Here is a 13,786-nt window from a genome sequence, read left to right as displayed (position 1 = left end):
ATCGGGCGGGCCGGCCTCAACGCTTAATCTTCGATTTTCGTCCAGACGTTGCCCGCACGGTCGGAGGCGAGGCAGGCCGCGACGAAGGCGAGCCCGCGCACGCCGTCATTGGCGTTCGGAATGAATTCAGAGCCCGGCGGTGACCGAAGTGCATCGGCGGCGTCGCGGTAGATGTTGGCGAAAGCCTCCAGATAGCCTTCCGGATGGGCGGCCGGCACCCGGCTGCCGGCGATCGCGGCCGCGGTCGCGCCCGCACCGTTGCGGCGCAGGAGCTGGCGCGGCTCGCCGAGGCGGGTGAACCACAATTCCTCCGGCCGCTCCTGCCACCATTCAAGGCCGCCCTTGTCGCCATAGATGCGGATCGACAGATTGTTGCCGTTGCCGGGCAGCACCTGGCTCGCCAGGATCGCGCCCTTGGCGCCGGAAGCATAGCGCATCAGGATCATCGCATCGTCGTCGACGGAGCGGCCGGAAACGAGGGAGGCAAGCTCTGCCAGGAGATGCGTCGGCTCTTCGCCGGCCACGAAGGCGGCGAGGTTGTAGGCATGCGTGCCGACATCGCCGATGGCGCCGCCCTGGCCGGCCTTGGCGGGATCGGTCCGCCAGACGGCCCCTTCCGATCCGGTGTTTTCGACGGCCGTGGCGAGCCAGTCCTGGAGATATTCGACCTCCACGCGGCGAAGGGTTCCGATCTCGCCCGCCGCCACCATCTCGCGCGCCTGCCGCACCATCGGATAGCCGGTATAGGTGTGGGTGAGGACGAAGCTCTTGCCGGTTTCCTTCACGAGCGCGGCGAGCGTTCTCGCCTCGTCCAACGTGGTCGTCATCGGCTTCTCGCAGATGACGTGGAAACCGGCTTTCAGTGCCGCCTTGGCGACCGGGAAATGCAGGAAATTCGGCGTCACGATCACGACGGCGTCTATCTTGTCGTCGCGCGCCGCTTCGGCTTCGAGCATCTCTTCGTAAGTGCCGTAGGCGCGCTCGGGCGCCAGCCTCAGCGTTTCGGCGAACTCCCGGCCGCGCGCCGGATCGCTGTCGAAGGCGCCGGCCACGAGCTCGAACCGATCGTCCATGCGCGCGGCGATGCGGTGGACCGGCCCGATGAGGGCGGTGTGGCCGCCGCCGACCATGCCGAGACGGATGCGGGGTTGGCTCATAATATCGTCCTTATGTGAGGCCGAGCAGACGGCGGTTGGTGGCCGCGTCGGCGCCGCTTTGGGCAAAATCGTCGAAGGCGTGCTCGGTGACGCGGATGATGTGGTCGCGGATGAAGGGAGCGCCTTCGCGGGCTCCGTCCTCGGGATGTTTCAACGCGCATTCCCATTCCAGAACCGCCCAGCCGTCGAAATCGTACTGGGCGAGCTTGGAGAAGATCGCCTTGAAATCGACCATGCCGTCGCCGAGCGAACGGAAGCGGCCGGGCCGGTCGATCCAGCCCTGATAGCCGCCATAGACGCCGGAGCGCCCGTTCGGGCGGAGCTCGGCATCCTTCACGTGAAAGGCGCGCACGCGCTCGTGATAGATGTCGAGGAAATCGAGATAATCGAGCGCCTGAAGCACAAAATGCGATGGGTCATAGAGGATCGAGGCACGCGGGTGATCGCCGACTTCGGCGAGGAAGCGCTCGAAGGTCGCGCCGTCATGGAGATCTTCGCCCGGATGCAGCTCGTAGCAGAGATCGACGCCGGCTTCGTCGTAGGCATCAAGGATCGGCTTCCAGCGTCGGCCGAGTTCGGCAAAAGCCTCGTCGACGAGCCCCGCCGGACGCTGCGGCCAGGGATAGATGAAGGGCCAGGCGAGTGCGCCGGAGAAGGTGGCGTGGGCGGTCAGGCCGAGATTGACGGAGGCCTTTGCGGCCAGGCGCACTTGCTCGTCCGCCCATTCCCTCCGCGCTTGCGGGTTGCCGCGCACGGCTTCCGGCGCGAAGCCGTCGAAGAGCGCGTCATAGGCCGGATGGACGGCGATGAGCTGGCCCTGGATATGCGTGGAGAGCTCGGTGATCTCCACGCCCTCCTCGGCAAGGCGCCCCTTCAGCTCGTCGGCATAGGTTTTCGAGGCCGCCGCCTTTTCGAGATCGAAGAGGCCCGCCGTCGTCGGCAGCTGCAGGCCGAGATAGCCGAGATCCGCCGCCCATCGCGCCATGGAGAAAAGGTCGTCGAAAGGCGGCGTATCGCCGACGAATTGGGCGAGAAAGATCGCCGGTCCTCGCAGGGTCTTCATCGCGGGCTCCAAGTCTTGATGTCGGTTGCACTCCGCCGCCGTGGTGGCGAAGGCGAGGCAGGTGAGGGCGGCTTTCTGGAAAGCCGCCCCGTTGCTTCGTTCAGATGATCAGAACGGCGAATCCGGGAAGTAGAAGTCTTCCGCGTTCGACTTGTCGATCAGCTCGGAGGGAAGGATCGTCGTCTCCGGCAATGCCTCGCCCTTGAGGCGTGCCTCGGCCGTGCGCTTGATCGCCTCGTAGATGAATTTCGGCGAATAGGAGACGTCGGCTTTGATGAGCGGATTGTCGTCATCCATGATCGTCTTGACCATGCCCTTGGCGCCGGCACCGCCGAAGACTTCCTTGATGTCGCCTTCACGGCCCGCCTGACGGATCGCCTGGAGAACGCCGATCGCCATGTCGTCGTCGGCCGCCCAGACGAGATCAATGTCTTTGAAGCGGGTCAGGAAGTCCTGCATGACCTTGAAGGCGTCGTCGCGGTTCCAGTTGCCGTACTGGGCATCGAGGATCTTCATGTCGGGATGCTCGTCGATGACGCTGGTGAAGGCTTCCCAGCGCTCGTTGTCGAGCGTGGTCGGAATGCCGCGCAGCGCCACGATATTGGCCTTGCCGTCATACTTCTTGGCAAAATACTCCGCCGGGATCTTGCCGAAGGCGGTGTTGTCGCCGGCCATATAGGCGTCCTGGGCACTCGGATCCGTCAGGCCGCGATCGACCACGGTGACGTAGACGCCCTTGTTCTTGGCCTGTGCGACAGGCTGGGTGAGGGCGGCCGATTCAAACGGGAAGATGACGAGGGTGTTGATGCCGGTGACGGTGACGAGGTCCTGAAGCTGGTTCGCCTGTTCCGGCGCCCCGCTCGATGTCTTGACGGTGATCTTGAGGTCGTCGGGATGGGCTGCCTCGAGGTCTTTCTTGGCCTCGTTCGCCCACCACACGATGCCGGCGGTGAAGCTGTGGGTCGCGGCGGGAATGGAGACGCCGAGATTGACCTTTTCCTGGGCTGCCGAGATGCCGGGCAGGGCGATCAGCGCCGAGGTGCCGAGCGCTAGGGCGAGAGCCGAGCGGCGCGTTAGAGACGCAAGGACGGACATTCTATAGTTCTCCCATCGATAACAATTGTTGCTTTCGTGTCGATGCCGCTTGTGGGCGGTCTTGTCCTTGGGGAGCGGCCCGTATCAGGGTCGCCGCCTTTGCAAAAACGCCACGGAAATGATCACGATACCCTGCACGGCAGCGTTGAGATGAACGCTGATGATGCTCGTCAGGTTGAGGATATTGCCGATGACGGAAAGAAGGATGGCGCCGATCACGGTGCCGGTGACGCGGCCGGACCCGCCCTTGAAAGAGGTGCCGCCGACGATCACCGCAGCGATCGCTTCGAGCTCCCACAAAAGGCCGGTCGTGGGCGAGGCGGAGCCGAGGCGCGGTACGTAGAGGAGGGTGGCGATGCCGACGCAGAGCCCCAGAAAGGCGTAGGTGAGGATTTTCACGCGGTCGACGTCGACCGCCGCATAGCGCGCCACCTGCTCGTTGGAGCCGATCGCCTGCACGTAGCGGCCGAAGGCGGTGCGCCGCAAAAGCACGGTGCCGATGACGGCGACGCCGAGGAACACCCAGACCGGGATCGGGATGCCTAAAAGCGTGCCGTAATAGACCGGGCCGTAGGTCTGCGAGAGGCCGAAATCGAGGGTGATTGCGCCGCCATCGGCAAGCCAGGTGAGGACGGCGCGAAACGTGCCGAGCGTCCCGAGCGTGACGATGAAGGGCTCGATTCGTCCCTTGGTGATGAGGAGGCCGTGCATGGTGCCGAAGGCGGCGCCCATCATGAGCGAAACCACCATCCCGACGATCACCACCAGGACCGGCGCATCGATATGCGTGGCAAGGCTGTTCATCACCAGGATGATGCTGCCGGCGATCAGCGCCACCATGGAGCCGACCGAGAGATCGATGCCGCCGGAGATGATGACGAAGGTCATGCCGACGGCGATGATGCCGATGAAGGAAGTCCGCGTCAGCACGTTCATCCAGTTGGCGAGGCTGGCGAAATCGGAATTGAGCGCGGTGCCGACGATGGCGAGCAGGATGAGGCCGAGGATCGGACCCTGGCTGCTTAAATCGAATTTTCCGAGCCGGCGGCGCGCCGAGGCGCGGGCGCTTTGGCCCTCAGCCTCATTCGGCTGCGGTTCTTGTGCCGATGGCATGGCTGAGTAGCTCCTCTTCGCTGAGGCGGTCTGCGGGCACCTCGGCCGTCACGCGCCCGTCGCGCATGACGATGACGCGGTGACAAAGACCGATCAGCTCCACCAATTCCGATGAGATGACGATGATGCCCCGCCCTTCGGCGGCGAGGCGGTCGATGAGAAAATAGATGTCTCGCTTGGCGCCGACATCGACGCCCCGGGTCGGCTCGTCGAGCACGAAGATCTGCGGCTCCGGGGCGAGATATTTGGCGATCGCGAGTTTCTGCTGGTTGCCGCCCGATAAAGACGAGGCAAGGCATTCCCGGTCGCCGACGCGGATGCCGAATTCGTCGACGGCGCGGTCGAGGGCTGCCCGTTCCTCCCGGGGGGAGAGGAAGGGATGGGTGTAGGTCTTGAGATCGAGGAGAGTGAGATTGTCGGACAGCACGCGTCCGACATGCAGCCCCTTCCCCTTGCGGTCTTCGGAAAGATAGGTGAGCCCGAGGCGCGCGGCGGCGCGCGGATCGCCCATGCGCACCTCCTTGCCGCCCATGAAGATACGGCCCGAGGAGCGCGGCCGCAGGCCGAGGATACCCTCGAAAAGCTCGGTGCGGCCGGCGCCGACGAGGCCCGCAAAACCCAGGATCTCGCCCGGCATCAGCGAGAAGGACACGTTCTGCGCCCAGCCCGAAACGGAAAGGCCCTCAACGCGCAAGAGCGGCTCGCCGACCGAGGTGACGGGGCGTTTGGGTGGATACATGTCGGAAAGCTCGCGCCCGACCATCAGCGCCGCCATGCGGGCGCGCGAGGTCTCGGCGGTCTTCGCCTGGGAGATGAAATGTCCGTCGCGCATGACGATCACCTCGTCGGTGACGCGCTCCACCTCGTCGAGCTTGTGGGAGATGTAGAGGACGATGATGCCCTCTTCGCGCAGCTGGGCGATGAGGCTGAAGAGATGCTCGCATTCGTTGGGCGTGAGGCTCGCCGTGGGCTCGTCGAGGATGAGAACCCGCGTGTGGCGCACCTGCGCCTTGGCGATCTCCACGAGCTGCTTTTCCGCGACGATGAGATCGCCGACGCGGTCGTCGGGATGGCTGTGCGCACCGACACTTGCGAGCGCCGCCTCGGCCTGGCGTGCCATCGTCTTCTCGTCGAGGAGGAAGCCTTTGCGGATCTCGTGGCCGAGAAACATGTTCTGCACCACGGTGAGCGCATCGGCGAGGTTGAGCTCCTGGTGCACCATGACGATGCCCCGCTCTTCCGCCTCGCGGGAACTTGCAAACGAGACCGGTTCGCCGTCGATCACGACCGTGCCTGCGCTTGGCTCGTGGTAGCCGGCGAGGATCTTCATCAAGGTGGATTTGCCGGCGCCGTTTTCACCGATGAGGCCGTAGACGCGCCCGGCCTCCAGCCGGAAGCTGATGTCGTGGAGCACGCGTACGGAGCCAAAATCCTTGGCGATCCCGTGAAACTCGACGACGAGGCCCATGACGGCCTTCCTCCCTTCGCCTGAGGGGCGGGAGCGGGCCGGATTGTCTCGCCGAGCCCTGTCTCGACGCCCTTTTTTATTCTCGGGAAAACTCGCTTCCGGAGATCATCGACATCCAGGGGCCTTCCTCATTGAAGCGAAAATTACGCTCAGCAATTTGATTGAGCAATGGTCAAGTTTGGCCTATTTACGGTCAAAGCGCGTCCAATGAGGTCAAACATGCGCGGCTTTTCGCAATTGTCGCCGACCGAGCGCCGGCTGCTGCTCGAGGTCTTCTGGGCGCGCACCAGCGCCCGCAGCGATCTGGCCGGCCGGCTCGATTTCTCCAAGAGCAAGATCAATGCGGCGATCACCGATCTCATCGGTGCAGGACTGATCACCGAGATCGGGCCCCAGCCCTCCTCCGGCGGGCGCCGCGCGGAGGGGCTGCGCGTCACGCTTCGCGACGGCCTGATCGCCGGCGTCGACATTCGCGCCACCCATATGGACGTCGCCCTTCTGTCTCCGGACATGAGCGTCATGGCCCGGCACTGCGAGCCGATCTCCGTGCGCGGCGAGCCGGAGCCGTTGTTTGCCCGCCTGCGCGATGTGATCGATCTGCTGCTACGACAGATGGGCTATGAGCGAGAGCGCATCCGCATGATCGGCATCGGCGTGCCGGGACCGGTCGATTTCGAGAGCGCCCGTCTCGCCACCCCGCCCTTGATGCCGCTCTGGGAGGGGTTTTCGCCGCGTCAGGCGCTGGCGGCCGATTTCGACGTGCCGATCTTCGTCGACAACGACGTCAACATTCTCGCCCTCGGCACGCTGTGGCATCTGTCGCGCAGCGCCGACGATTTCCTCGTCGTCAAGGTTGCGACCGGCATCGGCTGCGGCATCATCTGCCGCGGCCAGGTCTATCGCGGCGTCGACGGGGCGGCAGGCGATGTCGGCCATATCTGCATCGATCCGAACGGCCCCGTCTGTCATTGCGGCAATGTCGGCTGTGTCGAGGCGATGGCGGCGGCCCCCGCGATCGCACGCGCCGGTGCGACAGCGGCCCGTTCAGGCGAGAGCCCGCGGCTTCTTGAACTGTTGCAGGAGCATGGCGCCTTGAGCCCGGAGGATGTCGGTCTCGCGAGCCGGGAAGGCGATCCGGCCGCCAATGCCATCATCCGTGGTGCCGGCGCCGATGTCGGGCGGATGCTCGCCACCCTCGTCAATTTCTTCAATCCGAGCCATGTTTTCATCTGCGGCGGCGTTGCCGCCATCGGCCCGGCCTTCCTCGCCTCTATCCGCCAGAGCGTCTATCAGCGCTCGCTGGCGCTTTCGACGCGCCATCTCGCCATCCGGCCGATCCCGCATCCCGATGATGCCGGCATCGTCGGAGCCGGCGTCCTCGGATTCCTCGAAGCGATCTGAGGCGATGCAGGCGGCGTTGGCTGCAGCCGTTACTTGGCCTTGTCCGATTTGACGGGTGTGGCGTCCCGGTCGGTCGTCTCGAACAGGGCCGTCTTCGGATAGTGAATCGTGTTGTGGAAGTGCGCGATTTCGGCGCTCATGTTGCGATAGCCGTGCGGCTGGTCGGCGGGGAAGCGGAAGGCGTCCCCATAGCGGCAGCTCTGCCATTCTCCGGCGATCAAGACCTCCATCGCGCCGCGCGTGACGAAGACGTCTTCGACGACGCCCGTATCGTGCGCGTTCGACATATGCACCTGGCCCGGTTGAAGTGTCATCAAAAACGTCTCGGAGCCGAAGAGGGGGTCGAACGGGAAGACGGTGTGAAAGCCGATGCTGCCCTGAAACTGGATTGGTCGGGCTTGTGCGGGCGCGAAGCTGCCCGTGGTTTGAACCAGGTCCTCGATGAAGGCGGTCAGCGGCAGTTGGAAGCCTTTGGCGAGTTTCCAGAGCGTTGCGATCGTGGGGCTCGATTCCCCGCGCTCGATCTGGCCGAGCATGGCCTTGCTGACGCCGGTGAGCTCGGCCGCCTGCGCCAGGCTCAGGCCCGCGCGGGCGCGCACCGCCTTCAGATTGATCCGGATTTTTGCCTCAGTCATTCACATCAACAGTTGTGCGCTATAACGTACGGACGTTATAACGCCCGTCGCTGAATTGCACACTCCTATCGCGCGCGGAGCGGAAAGGCACGGTTAGAATGCTGGCGGGGCTGAAACTATCCCACATCGTCGCGGGCTGCATTGCCGTCCTTCTCGGCTATACGAGCAGTGTCGCGATCATCTTTCAGGCGATTGATGTCCTGGGTGCCTCCCAGGCGGAGGCCAACAGCTGGATGCTGGCGCTCGGCCTCGGCATGGGGATCAGCGGTCTGATCCTCTCCCTGCGCTACCGGATGCCGATCCTGACGGCCTGGTCCACGCCCGGTGCGGCACTTCTCGTCATCAGCCTCGATGGCGTACCGATGAACGAGGCGATCGGCGCCTTTCTCTTCTGCGGCCTCTTGTTGACGCTGACCGGCATCACCGGATGGTTCGAACGATTGTCCCATCTCATTCCCGATACCATCGGCAACGCCCTGCTCGCGGGCATCCTGTTCCAGTTTGGGCTCGGGATCTTTTCCTCCATGGAGGAAAATCTTCCTCTCGTCGCGGTGATGTGCGCGGTCTATCTCGCCGGCCGGCGTTGGTTTCCCCGCTTCGCCATTCCCTCCGTCCTCTTTGCGGGCTGCGCTTTCTGTGCTGCGACCGGGGCGTTTCAGGCCGGGGAGGGGATCGATTTTTCTGTCGCCCAGCCGGTCTTCACCATGCCGGCCTTCTCCCTGCCGGTGTTGCTCGGTGTCGGATTGCCGCTTTTCATCGTCACCATGGCCTCGCAGAACACGCCCGGCATCGTCACGCTGAAAGCCTCGGGATACGAACCGCCGGTTTCCGCCTGCCTCACCGTCACCGGTTTGACGACGCTCCTTCTGGCACCCTTCGGAGGTTATGCCTTCAATCTCGCCGCCATCACGGCGGCGATCTGCGCCGGGCCGGAGGCCGATGAGAACCCGAAGACCCGCTACAAGGCCGTCGTCGTGACGGGCGTCATCTATTGCGTGGTGGGGCTTCTGGGCGCGGCCGTCATCAGTCTGTTTCTCATCGCCCCAAAAGCCCTGGTGGTGACGGTCGCGGGTCTCGCCTTGCTGAACACGATCGGTGCGAGCCTGAGCGCCGCGCTGGGGCAGCCGGAAAAACGGGAAGCGGCCCTGGTGACGTTTATGACCACCGTCTCGGGCATCAGCTTCCTCGGCGTCGGCGCCCCGCTCTGGGCGCTGCTGCTGGGGATCGCCACTGGCGCGCTTCTCTCCCCGCGCGGCCGGCGGGCCTTAAGACCGGTCTTCGCCAGGCGGTAGGAAGCGCCGCGCCGACAGGGGCTTTCACGCCCTGCGTGATCGCCTTCGACAGCTCGCCATAGGGCTCGATCATCGCCAGCGCGGCGATGCGCTCGGCATGGCCGTCGGCCGCCGTTGGGCCGGAGGGATCGAGCAATCTGCAGCGGTTCTTCACGGCGCATGGCGCATGGGCGACTGCGCAAGTGCTGCGACATGGCCCTCGCCGTGCTGTCGCACGGCAGAACAATCCGCATTGGTGAGAACCGGCCTAACGGCGCAGGCCGTCGCCATCTCGACCATGGCGCTCCCCCCAAAGAGCCCGTGGTGCCGGGAAAGAAGACGATCTCCGCGGGCTGGCGGAAATGATGTCGAGGTCGCGGCTGCGACCCGCTGGAGCGTGGGGCGCATCATAGACATTGCGATCCAGGCAGCTCTCTATATTGACATAAATATATCTTTATGCAGTTTCTGGCCGAGTTTTTGCATTTCATATGAAGATCGCGTTCATGTCCCCAATCGATGATCCCTTCGAGCCCGTGGCGACCAAGTCGGACGGCTCAGAGATTCTCGCCGCTTTGCAGGCCGCAGCGCGCGAGCGCATCCTCGTTCTCGACGGTGCGATGGGCACTCAGATCCAGGGTCTCGCCTTTCAGGAGGATCATTTCCGCGGCGATCGCTTTGTCGGCTGTTCCTGCCATCAGCAAGGCAACAACGATCTTCTGATCCTGACCCAGCCGAAGGCGATCGAGGATGTCCACTACGCCTATGCCAAGGCGGGCGCGGATATCATCGAGACCAACACTTTCTCGTCCACGGCTATCGCCCAGGCCGACTACGGCATGGAGGAGATGGTCTATGAATTGAACCGCGATGGCGCACGGCTGGCGCGGCGAGCGGCGATCCGGGCGGAGCGGGAGGACGGCAAACGCCGCTTCGTCGCCGGTGCGCTGGGACCGACCAACCGGACGGCCTCCATCTCACCGGATGTCAACAATCCGGGCTTTCGCGCTGTCACCTTCGATGACCTTCGCGTCGCCTATGGCGAGCAGTTGCGTGGCCTGATCGAGGGCGGTGTCGACATCGTTCTGATTGAGACGATCTTCGACACGCTGAATGCCAAGGCAGCGATCTTTGCCTGCGAGGAGGTCTTCGCGGAGAGAGGGATCCGCCGGCCAGTGATGATCTCCGGCACGATCACCGACCTTTCGGGCCGTACCCTGTCCGGTCAGACACCGACGGCTTTCTGGCACTCGATCCGCCATGCCAAGCCCTTCACGGTAGGGCTTAACTGTGCACTCGGCGCGGCCGCTATGAGGCCGCACCTGGCTGAGCTTTCTGCTGTCGCCGAGACCTTCATTTGCGCCTATCCGAATGCCGGTCTGCCAAACGCCTTCGGCCAGTATGATGAAAGCCCCGAATTCATGGCGGAGCAGATCGAGGCGTTTGCGCGCGAAGGCTTGGTGAACGTGGTCGGCGGCTGTTGCGGTTCGACGCCGGAACACATTGCCGCCATCGCCGAGGCCGTCGGCCGTCACACACCGCGCAGCGTGCCCGAAACCGCCCCAGCAATGCGTCTCTCGGGACTCGAGCCGTTCACGCTCACCAAGGACATACCCTTCGTGAACGTCGGTGAGCGCACCAACGTGACGGGCTCGGCGAAGTTCCGCAAGCTGATCACCGCCGGCGACTATGCCACGGCGTTGGATGTCGCGCGCGATCAGGTGGCGAACGGTGCGCAGGTCATCGACGTGAATATGGACGAGGGCCTGATCGACTCGAAAAAGGCGATGGTGGAATACCTCAACCTTGTCGCCGCCGAGCCCGATATTGCCCGCGTGCCGGTGATGATCGATTCCTCGAAATGGGAGGTAATCGAGGCTGGCCTCAAATGCGTCCAGGGCAAGTCCATCGTCAATTCGATTTCGATGAAGGAAGGGGAGGAGGCCTTCCTCAAGCACGCCCGGCTGTGTCGTATGTACGGTGCCGCCGTGGTCGTCATGGCTTTCGACGAGGTCGGTCAAGCCGACACCAAGGATCGCAAGGTTGAGATTTGTACCCGCGCCTACAAGCTGCTCACCGAAAGGGTAGGCTTCCCGCCTGAGGACATCATCTTCGATCCCAACGTATTTGCCGTGGCCACGGGCATCGAGGAGCACGACAATTACGGCGTCGATTTCATCGAGGCGACGGGTGAGATCACCGGTTCGCTGCCTCATGTTCACATTTCCGGCGGTGTCTCGAACCTGTCCTTTTCATTCCGCGGAAACGAACCGGTGCGCGAGGCCATGCACGCCGTGTTCCTCTATCATGCCATTCAGCGCGGTATGGATTTGGGTATCGTGAATGCCGGCCAGCTCGCCGTCTACGACACGATCGATCCGGAATTGCGGGAAGCATGCGAGGACGTAATCCTCAACCGAATTCCGAAGGCGGGCGGCACGGCGACCGAGCGCATGCTGGACATGGCCGAGCGGTTCAAGGGTTCTGGTGGAAAGGAAGCGAAGGAGAAAGACCTCGCCTGGCGGGAATGGCCTGTCGAGAAGCGGTTGGAGCATGCGCTGGTCAACGGCATCACCGAGTTCATCGACGAGGACACCGAGGAGGCGCGACGGAATGCCGAGCGGCCGTTGCACGTCATAGAAGGGCCGCTGATGGCCGGAATGAACGTCGTCGGCGACCTGTTCGGCGCGGGTAAGATGTTCCTGCCGCAGGTGGTGAAATCGGCCCGCGTAATGAAACAGGCCGTGGCCGTTCTCCTGCCCTACCTGGAGGCCGAAAAGGCCGCCGCTGGGGGGGTGGAGCGGCGGACCGCGGGCAAAATCCTGATGGCGACGGTGAAGGGCGACGTCCATGACATCGGCAAGAACATCGTCGGCGTCGTGCTCGCCTGCAACAACTACGAGATCGTCGATCTCGGCGTCATGGTCCCGGCTGCCAAAATACTGGAGACGGCGCGGCGGGAGAAGGTGGACATCGTCGGCCTTTCCGGACTGATCACCCCGTCTCTCGACGAGATGGTGCATGTCGCCTCCGAAATGGAGCGCGAGGGCTTCGACATCCCGCTCCTGATCGGCGGCGCGACGACGAGCCGTGTGCACACCGCGGTCAAGATCCATCCGCAGTACGAGCGTGGCCAGGCTGTCTATGTGACCGATGCCAGCCGCGCGGTCGGCGTGGTCGGCAGCCTTCTGTCGCGGGAGACGAAGCCCGGCTACGTCGAAGCGTTGCGCGCCGAATACCGGAAAGTGAGCGCGGCACATGAGCGCTCGGAGCGCGAGAAGCAGCGACTGCCGCTGGCCAGGGCGCGCGCGAACGCGCACAGGATCGACTGGGGCAGCTACACGCCGCCGCGCCCGTCCTTCACGGGGGTAAGAACGTTCGGGAGCTGGGATCTGGCCGATCTCGCGCGCTACATCGACTGGACGCCATTCTTCCACGCCTGGGAGTTGAAGGGCCGCTACCCCAAAATTCTCGAGGACGACAAGCAAGGGCCTGCCGCCCGTCAGCTTTTTGAGGAAGCACAGCTGATGTTGGCGAAGATCATCGACGAAAAGTGGCTTGCGCCGAAAGGCGTCATAGGCTTCTGGCCCGCCAACGTGGTCGGTGACGACATCCGTCTCTTCGCGGACGAGACACGCACGACGGAGATCGCGACGCTTTTCACGCTGCGCCAGCAATTGCCCAAGCGCGATGGCAGGGCCAATGTCGCTCTTTCCGATTTCGTGGCGCCGGTCGAAAGCGGAAAGCCGGATTGGGTCGGCGGATTCGTGGTTACCGCCGGCATCGAGGAGGTCGCCATCGCCGAGCGGTTCGAGCGAGACAACGACGATTACAACGCCATTCTGGTCAAGGCGCTTGCCGATCGTTTCGCCGAAGCATTCGCCGAGCGAATGCATGAACGTGTGCGCAAAGAGTTCTGGGGATACGCGCCGAATGAGGGCCTGGCGCCGGACGAGCTCATCGGAGAGCCCTACCAGGGAATCCGACCTGCTCCGGGCTATCCCGCACAGCCCGATCATACGGAAAAGGTCACTCTCTTCAGGTTGCTCGACGCCGAGAAATCCGCGGGTGTAAGTCTCACCGAAAGCATGGCGATGTGGCCGGGCTCCTCCGTCTCCGGGATTTATCTGTCCCATCCGGAAAGCTACTATTTTGGGGTTGCCAAAGTGGAGCGCGATCAGGTCGAGGACTATGCAGCTCGCAAGGCCATGAGCGTGCCGGAAGTCGAGAGGTGGCTGGGGCCAATACTGAACTACAAGCCGGTTTCATCCGCCCGAGCGGCCGAATAGCCGTGGAATATCCTTCCGATGGTTCCGTGGCGGCCTGAAACACCGGCCGCCCGCGCATCGTCGATGGGGAGAGATTATCGCCCTTGCGGCTGCATTTGGCGAGGGCAGCGCGGCTGCCGACGAGGCTCTGGCGAGTTCCCGCGCCGCTCTGGAAAGCCGACGCCGTTCTGCGAAAGTCCATAGCCCGGCCGTCGCCGCGCGTGTCGCAGTCATCAGCGAAGCCATGGGCCGGCGCAACAGCGCCTTCGCCAAGCGCTGCCGGCAGCAGAAGGAAAAGCTAGATCTGCCGCCCAT

At 63.9% G+C, this 13,786-nt stretch carries 10 protein-coding genes; 3 read left to right on the top strand and 7 right to left on the bottom strand.

Going from position 1 to position 13,786, the window contains the following annotated elements:
• Positions 1-23: 23 nt before the first annotated feature.
• From J2R99_RS03760 to J2R99_RS03740, 5 genes are all read right to left on the bottom strand, one after another.
• Positions 24-1,157, bottom strand: coding sequence for a Gfo/Idh/MocA family protein (locus J2R99_RS03760; RefSeq protein ID WP_307153146.1), 1,134 nt, complete (start codon positions 1,155-1,157; stop codon positions 24-26).
• 10 nt (positions 1,158-1,167) lie between these two features.
• Entirely contained in the window at positions 1,168-2,220 is a 1,053-nt protein-coding gene (locus J2R99_RS03755; RefSeq protein WP_307153145.1) for a sugar phosphate isomerase/epimerase family protein, read from the bottom strand.
• 108 nt (positions 2,221-2,328) lie between these two features.
• Positions 2,329-3,315: a substrate-binding domain-containing protein gene (locus J2R99_RS03750; RefSeq protein ID WP_307153144.1), complete on the bottom strand. Its 987-nt coding sequence runs from the start codon at positions 3,313-3,315 to the stop codon at positions 2,329-2,331.
• Positions 3,316-3,399: 84 nt separating this feature from the next.
• Complete coding sequence (locus J2R99_RS03745; RefSeq protein ID WP_307153143.1) at positions 3,400-4,428, bottom strand: ABC transporter permease; 1,029 nt, start codon at positions 4,426-4,428, stop codon at positions 3,400-3,402.
• On the bottom strand, positions 4,397-5,896 hold the full coding sequence (locus J2R99_RS03740) for a sugar ABC transporter ATP-binding protein (RefSeq protein ID WP_307153142.1): 1,500 nt from the start codon (positions 5,894-5,896) through the stop codon (positions 4,397-4,399). Before J2R99_RS03740 ends, J2R99_RS03745 begins: the two co-directional genes overlap by 32 nt.
• A 219-nt stretch (positions 5,897-6,115) precedes the next feature.
• Between J2R99_RS03740 and J2R99_RS03735 the strand changes: the two genes are divergently transcribed.
• Positions 6,116-7,297, top strand: coding sequence for an ROK family transcriptional regulator (locus J2R99_RS03735; RefSeq protein ID WP_307153141.1), 1,182 nt, complete (start codon positions 6,116-6,118; stop codon positions 7,295-7,297).
• A gap of 29 nt (positions 7,298-7,326) precedes the next feature.
• Here J2R99_RS03735 and J2R99_RS03730 read toward each other — a convergent pair whose 3' ends face one another.
• Complete coding sequence (locus J2R99_RS03730; RefSeq protein ID WP_307153140.1) at positions 7,327-7,932, bottom strand: helix-turn-helix domain-containing protein; 606 nt, start codon at positions 7,930-7,932, stop codon at positions 7,327-7,329.
• Between the two features lie 98 nt (positions 7,933-8,030).
• Between J2R99_RS03730 and J2R99_RS03725 the strand changes: the two genes are divergently transcribed.
• Positions 8,031-9,224, top strand: a complete 1,194-nt coding sequence (locus J2R99_RS03725; RefSeq protein ID WP_307153139.1) for a benzoate/H(+) symporter BenE family transporter — start codon at positions 8,031-8,033, stop codon at positions 9,222-9,224.
• 150 nt (positions 9,225-9,374) lie between these two features.
• On the opposite strand, the gene J2R99_RS03720 is transcribed toward J2R99_RS03725, so the two are convergent.
• Entirely contained in the window at positions 9,375-9,503 is a 129-nt protein-coding gene (locus tag J2R99_RS03720; protein ID WP_307153138.1) for a hypothetical protein, read from the bottom strand.
• A 206-nt stretch (positions 9,504-9,709) separates the two neighbouring features.
• Between J2R99_RS03720 and metH the strand changes: the two genes are divergently transcribed.
• Positions 9,710-13,492 (top strand): methionine synthase, encoded by a 3,783-nt coding sequence (gene metH / locus J2R99_RS03715; protein WP_307153137.1) that lies wholly within the window; start codon positions 9,710-9,712, stop codon positions 13,490-13,492.
• Positions 13,493-13,786: the final 294 nt, after the last annotated feature.

The sequence above is a fragment of the Rhodopseudomonas julia genome (assembly GCF_030813515.1).
GTDB lineage: Bacteria > Pseudomonadota > Alphaproteobacteria > Rhizobiales > Afifellaceae > Afifella > Afifella julia.
The sequence above is the reverse complement of the archived record's forward strand: the minus strand, read 5'-3'. Positions and strand labels throughout refer to the sequence as shown.